Annotated in this window: 12 protein-coding genes; 4 read left to right on the top strand and 8 right to left on the bottom strand. The window is 71.3% G+C overall.

The genetic code is table 11. The features are described from left to right. The first annotated feature begins 43 nt into the window (after positions 1–43). A complete protein-coding gene (locus ACFQ46_RS16585; protein WP_380260488.1) occupies positions 44–1,420 on the top strand; it encodes an MFS transporter in 1,377 nt (458 codons plus the stop codon). A 3-nt stretch (positions 1,421–1,423) separates the two neighbouring features. Here the strand turns inward: ACFQ46_RS16585 and ACFQ46_RS16580 are convergent, their stop codons facing one another. Together ACFQ46_RS16580 and ACFQ46_RS16575 are read right to left on the bottom strand one after the other, a co-directional pair. Further along, complete coding sequence (locus tag ACFQ46_RS16580; RefSeq protein WP_380260487.1) at positions 1,424–2,566, bottom strand: 2Fe-2S iron-sulfur cluster-binding protein; 1,143 nt, start codon at positions 2,564–2,566, stop codon at positions 1,424–1,426. Continuing rightward, positions 2,563–3,825, bottom strand: a complete 1,263-nt coding sequence (locus ACFQ46_RS16575; RefSeq protein ID WP_380260486.1) for an aromatic ring-hydroxylating dioxygenase subunit alpha — start codon at positions 3,823–3,825, stop codon at positions 2,563–2,565. The genes ACFQ46_RS16580 and ACFQ46_RS16575 overlap by 4 nt, the downstream gene beginning before the upstream one ends. Before the next feature lie 217 nt (positions 3,826–4,042). On the opposite strand from ACFQ46_RS16575, the gene ACFQ46_RS16570 reads away from it, so the two are divergent. Next, positions 4,043–4,825: an IclR family transcriptional regulator gene (locus ACFQ46_RS16570; RefSeq protein WP_380260485.1), complete on the top strand. Its 783-nt coding sequence runs from the start codon at positions 4,043–4,045 to the stop codon at positions 4,823–4,825. 33 nt (positions 4,826–4,858) lie between these two features. On the opposite strand, the gene ACFQ46_RS16565 is transcribed toward ACFQ46_RS16570, so the two are convergent. Beyond that, entirely contained in the window at positions 4,859–6,469 is a 1,611-nt protein-coding gene (locus ACFQ46_RS16565) for a BCCT family transporter (RefSeq protein ID WP_380260484.1), read from the bottom strand. Between the two features lie 157 nt (positions 6,470–6,626). On the opposite strand from ACFQ46_RS16565, the gene ACFQ46_RS16560 reads away from it, so the two are divergent. Next, complete coding sequence (locus ACFQ46_RS16560; RefSeq protein ID WP_380260483.1) at positions 6,627–7,130, top strand: SRPBCC family protein; 504 nt, start codon at positions 6,627–6,629, stop codon at positions 7,128–7,130. Here ACFQ46_RS16560 and ACFQ46_RS16555 read toward each other — a convergent pair. The 3 genes from ACFQ46_RS16555 to ACFQ46_RS16545 are packed head-to-tail and all read right to left on the bottom strand — an operon-like array spanning position 7,114 to position 11,784. Continuing rightward, positions 7,114–8,706 (bottom strand): GMC family oxidoreductase, encoded by a 1,593-nt coding sequence (locus tag ACFQ46_RS16555; protein ID WP_380260482.1) that lies wholly within the window; start codon positions 8,704–8,706, stop codon positions 7,114–7,116. The two genes, ACFQ46_RS16560 and ACFQ46_RS16555, sit on opposite strands and share 17 nt — an antisense overlap. Beyond that, complete coding sequence (locus ACFQ46_RS16550; RefSeq protein WP_380260481.1) at positions 8,703–10,289, bottom strand: APC family permease; 1,587 nt, start codon at positions 10,287–10,289, stop codon at positions 8,703–8,705. The genes ACFQ46_RS16555 and ACFQ46_RS16550 overlap by 4 nt, the downstream gene beginning before the upstream one ends. A gap of 22 nt (positions 10,290–10,311) precedes the next feature. Then, on the bottom strand, positions 10,312–11,784 hold the full coding sequence (locus tag ACFQ46_RS16545; RefSeq protein ID WP_380260480.1) for an aldehyde dehydrogenase family protein: 1,473 nt from the start codon (positions 11,782–11,784) through the stop codon (positions 10,312–10,314). Between the two features lie 81 nt (positions 11,785–11,865). On the opposite strand from ACFQ46_RS16545, the gene ACFQ46_RS16540 reads away from it, so the two are divergent. Beyond that, entirely contained in the window at positions 11,866–12,204 is a 339-nt protein-coding gene (locus ACFQ46_RS16540; protein WP_328293162.1) for a bifunctional 3-phenylpropionate/cinnamic acid dioxygenase ferredoxin subunit, read from the top strand. A gap of 20 nt (positions 12,205–12,224) precedes the next feature. Here ACFQ46_RS16540 and purU read toward each other — a convergent pair whose 3' ends face one another. Continuing rightward, on the bottom strand, positions 12,225–13,067 hold the full coding sequence (gene purU / locus ACFQ46_RS16535) for a formyltetrahydrofolate deformylase (RefSeq protein ID WP_380260479.1): 843 nt from the start codon (positions 13,065–13,067) through the stop codon (positions 12,225–12,227). Continuing rightward, positions 13,064–15,520, bottom strand: a complete 2,457-nt coding sequence (locus ACFQ46_RS16530) for an FAD-dependent oxidoreductase (protein WP_380260478.1) — start codon at positions 15,518–15,520, stop codon at positions 13,064–13,066. Before ACFQ46_RS16530 ends, purU begins: the two co-directional genes overlap by 4 nt.

The raw sequence follows: 15,520 nt of genomic DNA, 5'->3' as shown, positions 1-15,520 counted from the left end.
CGGCGGCGGGGTCGACCGACGGAAGGACCGGCCGCGCCCCCGCATGACCTCTTCGACGACGCAACCTCCTGTGGTCCGGCGCAACCTGGTCGTGGCCGCCATGCTCTCGGCGACCCTCATGGCCACGATCGACGCGTCGATCGTCAACGTCGCACTGCCGACCCTGGCCCGTGATCTCGACGCCTCGGCGTCCGACACCGTCTGGGTGACGACGGCGTTCCTGCTCGCTGCGGCCTGCTGCATCCCGGCCACCGCGGCCCTCGGTGACCGGATCGGGCGACGGCGGCTCTTCCTCGTGGGGCTGCCCGTCTTCGCCGTGGCCTCCATCGCCTGCGCAGCGGCCTCCACCCTCGGCCTCCTCGTCGCCGCCCGGGTCGTGCAGGGCATCGGGTCCTCGCTGATCCTGGCGGTACCGATCCCGACCTACCGCCACGTGTTCCCGCCGGAACGGCTCGGGAGCGCCCTCGGCCTCAACGCGATGACCGTGGCCCTGGGGACCTCCGCCGGCCCGACGCTGGGGGGCCTGCTCCTGAGCGTCGCGCCCTGGCCGTGGCTGTTCCTCGTGAACGTCCCCATCGCCGCCGTGTCGTTCGTGCTGGGCCTGCGCCACCTGCCCCGCGTCCCGGCCCGGCCCGGTCGCTTCGACGCCTCCGGCTCCGTGCTGATCGCCGCGGCGATCTCCTGCTTCCTGCTCGGCATCCGGGGGGTGGGAGCGACCTCGACGTTGCCGCTGTCCGTGGCGCTGCTCGTGCTCGCCGTCGTCCTGGTCGGGTTCTTCGTCCGGCACGAGGCGCGGAGCGCGAACCCGGTCATCCCGCTGGGGTTGTTCACCCGGCCGTTCTCGCTGGCGGTGCTGACGGCCGCGTGCTCGTTCTTCGGGCAGGGCACGGCCTTCGTGGCGCTGCCGTTCCTGTTCCAGGAGTCCTTCGGGGACAGTGCGCTGCGCTCCGCGCTGCTGTTCACGCCCTGGCCCCTGGTCATCGTGGTGGTGGCCCCGTTGTCCGGGCGGGCGGCGGACCGGGTCTCCCCACGCCTGCTGGCCCTGATCGGCCTCGTCGTCCTCGCCGGCGGGTTGCTCTCCCTCGCCCTGCTGCCCGACGGCGCGTCGACGGTGGACATCCTGGTCCGCACCGGGGTGTGCGGTCTGGGGTTCGCGGTGTTCCAGTCGCCGAACAACCGGGACATGATGGCCGCCGCCCCGTTGCGCCTCGCCGGCTCGGCCGCGGGGGTGCTGAACCTGAACCGCACGGTGTCGCAGTCGACGGGTTCGGGCGCGGTCGGCGTCCTGTTCGTGATCGCCGGGGTGGCGACCGGGTCGGCCGCCGCCCACACCCACGCCGTCTCCCTCGTGCTCACCGTCGGCGCGGCCGTCACCGCCGTCGGGGCCGTGCTGGCGGCGGTGCGACTGCGGGGCGCGTGACGCTCAGGCGTCGATCGAGACGTCCCCGAGCGGTCTGCTGCAGCAGATGAGCACCTTGCCGGCTGCGATCTCCCGGGGCCGGATGCCGCCGTTGTGCTGCATGTCGACGTCGCCGGAGAGCAGGACCGTCTTGCACGTCCCGCACATCCCCTGGCTGCAGGAACTCGGCGGCGACATCCCGGCCCGGAACGCGGCGTCGAGGATGAACTCGTCGGGGCCGCAGGGGAAGCTCCGTCCGGACTTCGCCATCCGGACGGTGAAGGCGGTGGCCGCCGGCTCGTCGTCCGGAGTGGGCTGGAAGTCGCCGATGTCACCGACGCCCTCGGCGACGGACTCCACGAACGCCGACGGCGCGAGCGACTCGAAGACGAAGGTCTCCTCGTGGTGGTGGGCCATGTCGAAACCGCGCTCGCGCAGGGCCTCGCGCACGGTGGCCATGTAGCCCTCCGGGCCGCACACGAAGACCTCGCGCTCGGCCAGGTCGGGGGCGATCTCCTCGAGCAGGGCCGCGTCGAGGTGGCCGCGGTGCCCGTGCCAGTCCTGGCCCGGGGAGTCCTCGCTGCAGACCTGGACGACGTTGACGGCGGGGAACTGGGTGGGCATCCCCCACTGCTCGGAGCGGAAGACGATGTCGGCGGGGGTCCGCGCCGAGTGCACGAAGAGCACGTCGACGTCGGAGCCCAGGTCGACGAGCGTGCGGACCATGGACATCACGGGGGTGATGCCGGACCCCGCCGACAGGAACAGGTACTTCGTCCGCGGGTGCCGCACGACGCTGAACACCCCCAGCGGCGGCGCGGCCATCACGCGGGTGCCCGGGACCATCGTGTCGTGCAGGAAGTTCGACACCAGACCGCCCGGCTTCCGCTTGACCGTGATGGCGAGGCGGTGCGGACGGGTGGGGGGCGAGGAGATCGTGTAGGACCGCTCGACCCGCCGGCCGTCGACGTCGAGGTGCAGGGTGACGAACTGTCCCGGGTCGAAGTGGAAGACGTGTCCGCCGGCCGACTCGAACCAGAACGTCTTGACGTCGTGGGTGATGTCGCGGACCCCGAGGCAGACGAGTTCGCCGAGGTCCTCCTCGTCACCCCACACCCCGACCTGCCCGGGGTGGGCGACGACGCCGAGGGGGTCGGTGACGGTCATGCGATCTGCTCGCGCAGCCGCGTGACGTACCAGTTCACGAACGCCTCGACGTCGTCCTCGACCATCGAGTACGGCCCCGGGACGTACCCGGGGTTCGCGCAGCCGCGCTGGGTGTTCGCGACGAGCGCGCGGTCCTGGTCGTTCGTCGCCCGCCACACCGACGTCAGCGCGTCGAGGTCGTAGTCGACCCCTTCGACGGCGTCCGGGTGCACCAGCCACGTCGTGCGCAGGACGCTGGTCCCCGTCGAGGTCGGCAGCACCGAGAACACGACGGCGTGGTCGGAGAGCAGGTGGAACCACGAGTTCGGCTGCATGTGCAGCGAGAGGTCGCCGAAGGCCGCGTCCTGGACGGAGCCCATGAGCTTCGTGCACACCGCGGCCCCGTTCGGGGCGAACGACTTCCCCTCGCCGTCGAGCGGCAGGTGCGAGAGCTGGAACCCGACGACGCGGGTGTCGAGTTCGCGGTGGTCGGTCAACGGAAGACCGTGCGCGGCCCGGACCTTCTCCAGCGCCTCGGCGGCCGCGGTGTAGCGGTCGAAGATCGGCTTGAGCCGCGGGGTGATGTCCTCGGGGTCGTAGGCGAACAGCGGGAAGTAGGCGGTGATGAGTTCCGGGTGCCCGTCGCAGTGGTAGCACTCGCGGTTGTTCTCCATCACCAGCTTCCAGTTGCCGGCCTCCTCCAGGTCGTAGGTGACGACGACCTTCGCCCGGTCCAGCGCGTAGGGCGCGAGGTGGGGTTCGAGGATCTCGGCGACGGCGTCGAAGTCCTCCGGAGCCTCGTCGGCGAGGCAGACGAACACCAGCCCGGACACGTTCCGGACGTGGACCGGGCGCAGCGAGAAGCAGCTCTTGTCGAACGTCGCGGGCTGGGACTCGGCGAACATGAGCTTCCCGTCGACCCCGTACGTCCAGCGGTGGTACGGGCAGACGATGTTGCCGACCGCTCCCTGGCGTTCCTCGAGCAGCCGTGAACCGCGGTGCCGGCAGACGTTGTGGAACGCCCGGACCTGCTCGTCGTCGTCGCGCACGACGATGACCGAGTACGCGCCGACCTCGACCGTGACGTAGTCGCCCGGTTCGGGGAGCTCGGCCGCGGCCGCCACGAAGATCCAGTTCCTCGCGAAGATCACGTCCAGGTCCCGCCGGTACACCTCGTCGGAGGTGTAGAACGGGGCCTCCAGGCTCTGACCCGGCACGCGGCGGGTGACGAGGTCGTCGATCGCCTCCGCGGGCGCGGCGACGACGGTCTGAGCGGTCATGCGGCTCTCCCTCTCGGGGTTCGGTGCGCCTCGTGCCTGTCGTGAACTGTGTTTCGCAGTGCGGAACGGTGCCCCATCGCGCAACAAGTCTGGGATGACGGGAACCGCGTGTCAAGCACTCCCGGCGCGCCGCGCCGGAGGCCCCGACGCCAGGAGCGGCAACAGGTTTCGACGAAACACGGCCGTAACCCGCACGGCGGGTGGGTAGGGTCTGCGGGTGCCCCACAGCAACGGCTCCCGTGACTCCACCGTGCAGTCCGTCGACCGGGCCGTCTCCCTGCTCCAGGCCCTCGCCCGGCGGGGCGCCGCCGGGGTGACGGAACTCTCGAGCGACGTCGGCGTGCACAAGTCGACGGTCTTCCGGCTGCTGTCCACGCTGGAGGCCCGCGGCCTGGTCGAGCAGGACGGCGACCGCGGCCGGTACCGCCTGGGCCAGACCGTCCGCTGGCTCGCCGCCGGAGCCGTCGGCGGGATCGACGTCGCGGCCTCGGCCCGTCCCCTCGCCCAGGAACTGGCGGCGACGGTGGGCGAGACCGTGAACGTCGTCGTGAGCGACGGTCTCGAGGTCACCACCGTGGACCAGGCCGCGGGCGGGTCCATCGTGAGCAGTTCGGACTGGGTGGGCCGACGGGGCCCCCTGCACGCCACCGCCGCCGGCAAGGTGTTCCTCGCCGCCATGGCCCCGGAGGAGCTGAAGGTCGCCCTGCGCCGCGGGCTCCCCCGGTTCACCGAGGCCACCGTCACCGCCCCCTCCACCCTGCGCGCGCAACTGGACGAGGTCCGCACCCGCGGGTGGGCCAGCGTGGTCGAGGAGCACGAACTCGGGCTCGTGGTGATCGCCGCTCCCCTGCGCAACGCCGACGACGCCGTCGTGGGCGCCCTCACCGTCGGCGGCCCCAGCTACCGCGTGAACCCCGACACGCTGCCGGGGTTCTGCGCGCCGCTGCTCGACGCCGCCGCCCGGATCTCCTGGCGGCTCGGCCACCTGAAACCGGGCTGACCCCCGTCCCGACGGGGACGGGGGTCGGTCCGCTCACTCCCCGGCGGGGACCTCGACCACTTTCCGGTCGACACCGTTGAGGTGCACCGCGGTGTCCGGGACCCGCAGCGTCGGGCCGGAGACCGGTCGCATCATCCCGTCGCTGCGGATGTCCTTCACCACGGCCACGCACATGAACACCATGACGAGGAGGAACGGTGTCGCCGCGATGATCGTGACGTTCTGCAGCGCCTGCAGCCCACCCGCGTAGAGCAGGACGATCGCCACCACACCGGTCAGCGCGCCCCACATCGCGGTGAGCCACCGGCGGGGTTCGTCGTCCCCGAAGCTGGAGAGCGAGGCCATGACGATGCTCGCCGCGTCGGCCCCGGAGACGAAGAAGATCGCCACCAGCACCACGACCAGGATCGAGGTCGCCGTGGCCAGCGGGAACTGCTGGAGCAGCGCGAACATCTGGGTCTCCTGCGAGTCGCCGGCGAGGACGTCGAGCGCCCCGGTCAGCTGCTCGTGGATGGCCGTGCCACCGAACACCGAGAACCAGATCAGGCTGACCAGGGTCGGGATGAGCATGACGCCGACGACGAACTCACGGATCGTGCGGCCGCGGGAGATCTTGGCCAGGAACGCCCCGACGAAGGGCGTCCACGAGATCCACCAGGCCCAGTAGAAGATCGTCCAGCCGGACAGCCAGTCGCCGCCGCCGTAGGCGCCGGTGCGCACCGACATCGCCGGCAGTGCGGCGAGGTAGTCGCCGGCCGCGTTGGGCATGAGGTTGAGGATGAACACCGTCGGTCCGACGACGAACAGGAACAGCAGGAGCAGCCCGGCGAGCACCATGTTGGTGTTCGAGAGGATCTTGACGCCCTTCTCGATGCCGCTGATGGCGCTGATGACGAAGCAGACGGTCAGGACGACGATGATGCCGACCTGCCAGCTCGTCCCGCTGCCGGCACCGAAGACCTCGGAGAGGCCGCCGTTGATCTGGGCCGCCCCCAGGCCGAGGCTGACCGCGGACCCGAAGATCGTCGCGAAGATCGCCAGGACGTCGATGGCCCGGGCCGCGCCCTTGGCCCGCGGACCGCGCAGCAGGGGCGCGAACACGGCCGAGAAGCCACCGGTCCGGCCCTTGCGGTAGCTGGAGTACGCCAGGGCCAGGCCGACGACGGCGTAGATGGCCCACGGGTGCAGACCCCAGTGGAAGAGGGTGTAGCTCATCGCCGTGTCGGCGGCCGCGTTCGTGCCGGCCGCGACGCCGGCCTCGGGCGGGGTCATGAGGTGGGTCACCGGTTCGGTGACGCCGTAGAACATCAGGCCGATGCCCATCCCGGCGGAGAACATCATCGCGATCCACGAGGCGCGCGAGTGCTCGGGCCGCTCGTCGTCGCGGCCGAGGCGGATCCTGCCGACCTTGCTGAACGCCAGGACCAGCGCGAACACCACGAAGCCGGTGGCGCCGATCACGAAGGCCCAGCCGAGGTTGGTGGTGATCCAGCTCAGGACCGCGCCGCTGCCGGAGGCGAGCTGTTCGGGGACGACGACGCCGATCACCAGCAGGATCGCCAGCACGGCCAGTGAGACGAGCAGGACGGGCTTGTCGAGGGGGAGCTTGGCGTGCTTCTCGCTGACCCCTGGGTCGATCGCCATGCCGGGTCCTCTCCGGAGGGGGTGCGGGCACCCGTGGGTGGGAGTGGAGCTTTCGCAGCCTAGGACCGCTGTTGCGCGATGAGCAACAGGTTCACGAGAACGGAACATCGATCCAACACCCCTGAAACACGGGACGCACGTCCACTACCGTCGCGGCATGACGAAGGACGCAGCCCGACGGACGGTCGTCACCCGTGAGGTCGCTGCGGACGCGGGAACGGTGTTCGCCCTGCTCGCCGACCCGCGCCGCCACCCCGAGATCGACGGCTCGGACACCGTGCGGGCGGCGGCGGGGACCTCCGTGCTCACCGGCACCGGTCAGGTGTTCGTGATGTCCATGGACCAGACCGCCCTCGGGCACCCCGAGGTGTCGGACTACGAGACCGAGAACCTCGTCGTGGAGTTCGTCCCGGACGCGCTGCTGACCTGGGAGACCGCGCGCCCCGGGAAGCACCCGACCGGTCTGTGGTGGAGCTGGGCCCTGGAACCCCTCGACGCCGGCCGGGTCCGGGTGACGCACACCTACGACTGGTCGCGGGTCACCGATCCGGCCCTCCTGGCCCGGATCAGCTTCCCGCGGATCCCCGAGGACGCGCTGCGCCGCACCCTCGACCGTCTCGCCGCCGCGGTGGAGACACCGGGGGTCAGCGGGCGGCCCTGAGCAGGTCGGCGCACTTCTCGCCGATGGCCATCGTCGTGATGTTCGGGTTGACGGCCGGCAGGAACGGCATGATCGACCCGTCGGCGATCCGCAGACCCCGCACCCCGCGCACCCGCAGTTCCGGGTCGCAGACCGCCATCGGGTCGGAGTCCGGGCCCATCTTCGCGCTGGCGCTGGGGTGGTAGACGGTGTTGTGGGTCTTCTTCACGTAGTCGGCGATCTCGTCGTCGGTCACCACGTCCCGGCCCGGGGCGAGTTCCGCCCCGGCCCACCCGGCCATCTCGGCCTGCTCGACGATCCTCCGGGCCAGCCGGATCCCGGCGGTCATGACGGCGAGGTCGTGCCCCTCGGGATCGGTGAAGTACCGGGGGTCGACCCGGGCCCGGTCCCGGAAGTCGCGCGAACGCAACCGCACCGTCCCCCGGGACCGGCCCTGGGTGACGTTCGGGGTGAGGCAGAACCCGTTGTCCGTCGTGGGGTAGCCCCACCGCACGGTGTTCATGTCGAAGGGCACCGAGCCGTAGTGCATCATCAGGTCCGGAACCCCGGCCGCCGGGTCGGCGAGCCCGGTCGTCGCGAAGACCCCGATCTCCCACCACTGCGACGAGCTCGTCACCATGGGCTGCAGCGCGTCCCAGAAGACCAGACCCTCGACGTGGTCGTCGAGGTTCTCCCCCACGCCCGGGGAGTCGACGAGGACGTCGAGACCGAACTCCTTCAGCTGGACCGCGGGCCCGATGCCGGAGAGCATGAGCAGTTTCGGGGTGTCGATCGACCCCGCCGAGAGCACGACCTCGCGCCGCGCCCTGACCGTGCCGTGGTGGACGAGGTCGGGGGCGAGGAACTGCACCCCGCTCGCCCGCAGGGCCCCGTCCTCGCCGGGTTCGACGACGACCTTCTCGACCCAGTACCCGGTCTTCACGGTGAGGTTGCGCCGCGACGCCATGACCGGGTGCAGGTAGGCGTGCGAGGAGGACATGCGCGAGCCGTCCTCCCCGGAGTTGATCTGGAACCAGCCCGCTCCCTGGCGCACGGTCTCGCCCCGGTTGAACTGCACCGTCGGCAACCCCGCCGCGGCGGCGGCCTCGAGCAGGGCGACGCCGCACGGGTCGAGCGGTGGGACGTCGCGGAGCCGGACGGGGCCGTCGGTGCCGTGGTGCGGCCCGGCGGCGGCGTTGTTCTCCAGCCGGCGGACCAGCGGCAGGACGTCGGCGGCCCCCCACCCGGTGCAGCCCACGGCCTCCCAGGCGTCCAGACCCTCCGCCGGGGGGTGGAAGGCGATGCAGGAGTTGTGCGAGGAGCACCCCCCGAGGACCTTCGCCCGGGCGTGGCGCAGGAAGCTGTTGCCGTTCTCCTGCGGTTCGACGGGGTAGTCCCAGTCGTAGCCGGAGTCCAGCAGGTGCATCCAGTCCGCCAGCACGAGGACATTCGGGTCGTCCACGTCGCTCGGGCCGGCCTCGAGGACGCAGACGGTGACGTCGGGGTCCTCCGAGAGCCGGGCCGCGACGACGCACCCGGCCGTCCCCCCACCGGCGACGACGTAGTCGAACTCGCCCAGGTCGCTGAACTCGCTCACTGCATCCCTTCCGTCGTCGCGGGCTCCACGGGGAGCGCGATCTCCGCGGTGTCGCTCGCGTGGCTGGCGAGGACCCCGGAGCGGTGGCGCAGCCGCAAGCGGTAGTAGAGGACACCGCCGCCCAGGACGACGGCGATGAACAGCAGCGCGCCCCACCTGAGGTACCAGTGGAACGGCGCCGCGGGGTTGTAGACCTCCCCGCGCGGCCAGAGCAGGTTGACCATCATGCCCAGGCCCCAGAGGACGGCGACGACGTTGACCGGCAGACCCCACCTCCCCAGCGAGAACGGGGCCTTCGACCCGTCCGGCATGGGCACGGGCCAGCGGCCCTGCAACCGCGCGACCAGCAACGGGATCGTCACCAGGAGGTAGGCCAGGTAGATCATGCCGACCGCGAGGCTGGTGAGGACCAGGAAGATCTGCGGCTGGCCGACGTTCACGACGAGGATCACGATGGCGATGACCCCGACGACGACGGCCGGCACGACGGGGGTCTTGTACCGCGGGCTGATCCGGGCGAGCTTCTCCCCCGCCGGCAGGTTGTTGTCGCGGGCCATCGCGAACATCATCCGGATGGTGGCGGTGTGCACGGCGAGGGAGCAGACCAGGACGGCGATGACGACGCAGACCAGGAACGGTTTGCCGAAACCGGACCCGACGGTCGCCAGCACCAGGTGCTGCAACCCGCCCGTCGCGGACGCGAGTTCCGGGTCGTCGACGTCGGGGACGGCCATGAGGCCCAGCAGCAGGATCAACCCGCCCAGCACGAACGAGGCGATGACCGCCCGCAGGACGGCCTTGGGCGCGGTGCGCCGCGGGTCCCTGGTCTCCTCGCCCAGCGAGCTGGCGGTGTCGAACCCGTACATGACGTACCCCGACGCCAGCGCCGCCACCAGGAACGCCCCGAAGTAGCCGCCGCTGTGGTCGACCCCGACGCCGCGGGTCTCCAGCACGACGCCGGGACCGCGGGTCACGTGGACGGCCAGCAGGACGATGATGACGACGGCCGCGATGAGTTCGAGGAACACGCCCGTCGAGTTGATGCGCGACATCAGCTTGACGCCGAAGGCGTTGACCATCGTCGTGAACACGACGACGATCCCCCCGAGGACGACGGCGTTCAGCGCGTAGTCCGTCGGGTCCGAACCGTCCCCGAAGAACTGGAAGCCCGACCAGAGCTGCGGCAGCGTCAGCTGCACCGCGAGGACGACGGCGGCGAGGGTCACGATCGAGGCGACGAGCATCGTCCAGCCCGCGGCCCAGGCGACGGTCGGCGACGCGAGGCGCTTCGTCCAGTTGTAGAGCGAACCCGCCACGCTGTAGCGGCTGGAGAGTTCGGCGAAGCACAGGGCCACCATGAGCTGACCGACGAAGACGATGGGCCAGGACCACAGGTACCTCGGCCCCGCGGTGCCGAACCCGAAGTAGAAGAGCTGGAACGTGCCCGTGAGGATCGAGATGTAGCTGACGCCCGCGGCGAAGCTGGCGAAGGAACCGATGCTGCGCTCGAGCCCGGGTTTGTACCCGTACTCGTCGAGACCGTGCGAATCCGTCGTGCTGCTGGTTGCCCCACTCGTCGTCATCGTGTCTCCGTGTGCTCGAAGGTCAGGAACCCGTGAACCAACCCGGGGCTGCGGGTCGCGTGTTGCGCCACACGTGCTTGCTCTCGCGGTACTCCGCCAGGCCGGACGGCCCGAGCTCCCGGCCGTTGCCGGACATGCGCTGGCCGCCCCACTCGGCCTGCGGGACGTAGGGACCGAAGTCGTTGATCCAGACGGTGCCGTGCTTGAGGGCGGCCGCCACCCGGTCACCGCGGTCGACGTCGAGGGTCTGCACCGCGCCGGCGAGACCGTAGGTGGTGTCGTTGCCCAGCGCGACCGCCTCGGCCTCGGTGCGGAACCTCTCGACGGTGAGGATCGGACCGAACGTCTCCTCCTGCACGATCCGCATCGAGCGGTCGCACCCGTCGAACACCGTCGGTTCGTAGAAGAAGCCCCGCTGCAGGTCCGGGTCGTCGGGGCGCCGGCCACCGGTCAGGAGCGTCGCGCCCTCCTCCAGACCCAGCGTGACGTAGGCCTCCACCTTCTCGCGGTGCTGGGCCGAGACCAGCGGTCCGCTCTCGACCCCGTCGACCAGGCCGCTGCCGAAGCGGATGCGCCGGGCCCGTTCGACCACGCCCGCGACGAGGTCGTCGGCGATCGACTCCTCGACGATCAGCCGGGTCCCCGAGGAGCAGACCTGCCCGGAGTGCAGGAACACCCCCGTCAGGACGGTGTCGACCGCGACCTCGAGGTCGACGTCGGCGAAGACGATGTTCGGGTTCTTGCCGCCGAGTTCGACGGTCACCCGCTTCACGGTGTCGGCGGCGGCCTTGAGGATCCCGCGACCGGTCGCGAGCCCGCCGGTGAAGGAGACGAGGTCGACGGCGGGGTGGCTGGTCAGCGTGGGCCCCACCGCCGCGCCGCCGCCCAGGACCAGGTTCACGACCCCGTCGGGAACCCCCGCCTCGGCGAGCAGCCTCACCAGGTGGACCGTGCTCAGCGGGGTGACCTCGCTGGGTTTGAGGACCACCGCGTTGCCCGCCACGAGCGCCGGGGCGACCTTCCACGACATCTGCAGCAGCGGGTAGTTCCAGGGCGCGATGAGGCTGCAGACGCCGACGGGGTGGTGCACGACCCGGCTGAGGACGTCGTCGCGGCCCGTGTCCACCGTGCGGTCGACCTCGACGAGGGCTTCCCGGGCGTAGTACCGGAACACCGCGGTCACGTCGTCGACGTCGATGCGGGCCTCGGCCAGCGTCTTGCCGGTGTCCAGGGTCTCGGTGCGCGCGATCTCCTCGCGGTCGCGCTGCAGCAGGTCCGCGGTGCGCTCCAGCAGGGCCGCGCGCTCGGCGACGGGCGTCGAGGGCCAGGTGCCCGCGTCGAAGGCGGCCCGGGCCGCGAGGACGGCGGCCTCCGCGTCGGCAGCACCGGCTTCGTCCACGACGGTGAAGGTCCGGCCGTCGTAGGGGTTGACGACCTCGCGCGTCTCCCCGGCGAGGGCGGAGCGCCACTCACCGGCGACGAAGAGTTCAGGCACTGGGTCCTCCTCAGGTGTGGGGTGGGCGTCCGGGTGGGACCATCCCAGCTGGAAGTGATCGCGTGCAAGGAGGAACACCAGATGTCTGCTGGAACCCGGGTGGTGGCCTGCCCGTTGGCCGCCCTGCCCCCCGGTGAGGTGGTGCGGCTCGACCGCCCCGAACTCACCGCGCCCGTCTCGGTCTTCAACGTCGACGGCGAACTCTTCGCCATCGACGACACCTGCACCCACGCCGACGAGTCCCTGGCCGAGGGCTGGGTGGAGGACTGCGCGGTGGAGTGCCCCCGGCACGCCTCCGCCTTCGACCTGCGCACCGGGGTGCCGTGGAGCCCACCCGCCCTCACCCCGGTGCGGACGCACCTCGTCGAGGTCGTCGACGGGGAGGTCGTGGTCGAGGTCGGGACGCCGCGTCCGAACTGACGGGTTCTGACTGACGGGTCCTAGCGGAAGACGACGGTGGAGTGGCCGTTGAGCAGGACGCGCTGCTGGCAGTGCCACTTCACCGCGCGGGACAGCGCCAGCGCCTCGGCGTCCCGGCCCACCGTGGCCAGGGCGACCGGGTCGTGGGTGTGGTCGATGCGGATGACCTCCTGCTCGATGATCGGGCCCTCGTCGAGGTCGGGGGTCACGTAGTGGGCCGTGGCCCCGACGAGCTTGACCCCGCGGTCGAAGGCCTGGTGGTAGGGCTTGGCGCCCTTGAAACCCGGCAGGAACGAGTGGTGGATGTTGATGGCCCGCCCGTGCAGGGACCGGCACGCGTCGTCGGAGAGGACCTGCATGTAGCGGGCCAGGACGACGAGGTCGGCCTCGTGCTCCCCGACGAGTTCCAGCAGCCGCGCCTCGGCCCGGGGTTTCGTCGCCGCGGTGACCGGGACGTGGTGGAAGGGCAGACCCGCGGCCTCGGCCATCGGCCGCAGGTCCTCGTGGTTGGACACGACGGCGACGATCTCGCCGCCGAGGCTGCCCGAACGCCAGCGGAAGACGAGGTCGTTGAGGCAGTGCCCCATCTTGGAGACCATCACCAGGATGCGGGTGGGTCGTTCCCCGGCGAGGGAGAACTCCATCCCGTACTCCGCCGCGACCGGTGCGAACTCGGCCTCCAGGTCGCTGATGCACGTCTCCCCCGAGAACGCGGTCCGCGAGTAGAGCTTCCCGCTGGTCCGGTCGTCGAACTGCTGGTGCTCGACGATGTCGCAGCCGTGGGAGAACAGGAACGAGCTGACGGCGTGCACGATGCCCGGACGCTGGGGACAGCTCAACGTCAGGGTGCGGGGGACGTTCATCCGCGGATCTTCTCCATTCCGGGGTCGACGAGGGGTTCGGCCGCGACGCTCGCCGCGACCGGTCGTCCGAAGTACGAGATCTCCACGCCGTCACCGACCTGCAGGGACGCGGGCAGCCAGGCGTAGGCGATCGGCCGCCCGACGGTGTGGCCGAACGCGGCGCTGGTGACGTAGCCGGCGACGGCGCCACCCACCGACACGGGTTCACCCCCCAGCACGACGGACGAACCGTCGTCGACGGTGAGGCAGGTCAGCCTGCGCTGCACCGTGTCCGCGGACACCCCGGCGAGCGCGGTACCGCCGGTGAAGCTGTCCAGCGGGGACCGGACGGCGAAACCCACCCCGGCCTCGTAGGGGTTGTGCTCGGTGGTCATGTCGGTGCCCCAGGACCGGTAGCCCTTCTCCAACCGGAGGCTGTTGAAGGCGGCCCGCCCCGCGGCGACGATCCCGGAGTCCTGACCAGCCGCCCAGAGCGCGTCCCACAACCGGGCGCCGTGCTCGGCGCTGGTGTAGATCTCCCAGCCCAGCTCGCCGACGTAGGACAGCCGCATCGCGGTGACCGGGACCCCGCCGACGGTCGCCTGCTTCGCCCGGAAGTACTTCAGCGCGCCGTCGGAGAAGTCGTCGGCGGAGACCCGCCCGATGACGTCGCGGGCCAGCGGTCCCCACAACCCGATGCAGCAGGTGCCCCCGGTGGTGTCCCGCACCGAGACGCCCGCGGGGGCCTCTCGTTCGAGGTGGGCGACGTCGGCGCCGGAGTTGATGCCGATCTGGAACTCCTCCGCGCCGAGCCGGGCGACCGTCACGTCGCTGCGCACGCCGCCGGCGGGGTCGAGGAACAACGTGTAGGTGACGGACCCGATCGACTTGTCCATCTTCGACGTCGTCAGCCGTTCGAGGAACTCGACGGACCCCGGGCCGGAGACGACGACGCGCTTGAGCGGGGTCATGTCGTACATCGCGACGGCCGTGCGGGTCTTCCACGCCTCCACGGCCGCGATGGGCGAGTGGAACTGCTCGGCCCACGGTTCACGGACCGGCGGGACCCACTCCGCCGGCAATTGCTCCAGCAGCGGAGCGTTCGCCTCGTACCAGTGCGGACGCTCCCAACCGCCCGCCTCCAGGAAGAACGCACCCAGGGCCTGCTCGCGCGCGTGGAACGGCGAGACCCGCAGGTCGCGCGGGGACTGCCGGGGCTGCAACGGGTGCAGGATGTCGTAGACCTCGACGAAGTTCTGCTGCGCGGTCTCGCTGACGTAGCCGGGGTCGAGCTGGACGTCCTCGAACCGGTGGACGTCGAGGGCGTGCAGGTCGACCGAACTCCGGCCGTCGACGAGGAGTTCGGCCACGGCCCGCGCGACCCCGGCGGAGTGCGTGACCCAGACGGCCTCGGCGACGAAGAACCCCGCGACCTCGCGGGACTCCCCGACCAGCGACCCGCCGTCGGGGGTGAAGGAGAAGATGCCGTTGAACCCCTCCTCGACCTTGGTCTGGGCCAGCGACGGCAGCAGCGTCAGGGTGTCCTCCCAGGAGGGCGCGAAGTCCTCCTCGGTGAACGGCTGCATCGACGGCATGGACGTGGCGGTGACCTCGCCGTCCTCGTCGAGGTCGGTGAGCGAGACGGGCATCGGCCGGTGCGCGTAGGAGCCGATGCCCACGCGGTCGCCGTGCTCGCGGTAGTAGAGGTCCCTGTCCTGGTGGCGCAGGATGGGCAACCCGGCCTCCTGCAGCTCGGAGTTGCGCCCGACGAGTTCCGCGACCTGACCGGTCCTGGCGTACTGGTGGGCCAGCGGCAGCAGCGGGACGCGCATCCCGACCATCGCGCCGATCGCCGGTCCCCAGAACCCCGCGGCGGACACGACGACGTCGGCGGGGACCAGGCCGTCGGTGGTGGTGACGCCGGTGACCCGGCCACCGGACTGCTCGACGCCGAGGACGCGCACTCCCCCGCGGAACTCCACGCCGGCCGCCGACGCCCGCCGGATCAGCGCCGTCACCGCCCGCGGCGCCTTGGCCAGACCGTCGGTCGGCACGTACAACCCGCCGAGGACCTGTTCCCGGTCGAGCAGCGGGTGCTTCGCGACGCACTCGGCGGGCGAGAGGACCTCCGCCCCCACGCCGCTGCCCTGCAACCACCCGAGCCGACGCTCGATCTCGGCGAGGCGTTCCGGCGTCGTGGCGACCTCGAGACCCCCGACGGGGTTGAAGCACCAGGCGCCGTCGACGTCGAGGCCGGAGAACTTGTCCCGGGTGTAGCGGGCGAGTTCGGTCATGGTGCGCGAGGCGTTCGCCTGGAACACCAGGCCCGGCGCGTGCGAGGTGGAACCCCCGGTCAGCGGGAGCGGTCCCTGGTCGAGGACCGTGACGTCGGTCCAGCCGCGCAGGGCGAGTTCGTCGGCGAGGTTGGCGCCGACGATGCCGGCGCCGATGATCACCACTCGGGGGTCGGTCAC

It is taken from the genome of Kineococcus sp. GCM10028916, from assembly GCF_042674865.1.
Taxonomy (GTDB): domain Bacteria; phylum Actinomycetota; class Actinomycetes; order Actinomycetales; family Kineococcaceae; genus Kineococcus.
This window is presented reverse-complemented; position numbering and strand designations above follow the sequence as displayed.

Coding starts and splice junctions, on each gene's coding strand:
- ACFQ46_RS16565 (WP_380260484.1), bottom strand. CDS start 6,469: ATGGCGATCGACCCAGGGGTCAGCGAGAAGCACGCCAAGCTCCCCCTC.
- ACFQ46_RS16540 (WP_328293162.1), top strand. CDS start 11,866: ATGTCTGCTGGAACCCGGGTGGTGGCCTGCCCGTTGGCCGCCCTGCCC.
- purU (WP_380260479.1), bottom strand. CDS start 13,067: ATGAACGTCCCCCGCACCCTGACGTTGAGCTGTCCCCAGCGTCCGGGC.
- ACFQ46_RS16580 (WP_380260487.1), bottom strand. CDS start 2,566: ATGACCGTCACCGACCCCCTCGGCGTCGTCGCCCACCCCGGGCAGGTC.
- ACFQ46_RS16560 (WP_380260483.1), top strand. CDS start 6,627: ATGACGAAGGACGCAGCCCGACGGACGGTCGTCACCCGTGAGGTCGCT.
- ACFQ46_RS16585 (WP_380260488.1), top strand. CDS start 44: ATGACCTCTTCGACGACGCAACCTCCTGTGGTCCGGCGCAACCTGGTC.
- ACFQ46_RS16575 (WP_380260486.1), bottom strand. CDS start 3,825: ATGACCGCTCAGACCGTCGTCGCCGCGCCCGCGGAGGCGATCGACGAC.
- ACFQ46_RS16550 (WP_380260481.1), bottom strand. CDS start 10,289: ATGACGACGAGTGGGGCAACCAGCAGCACGACGGATTCGCACGGTCTC.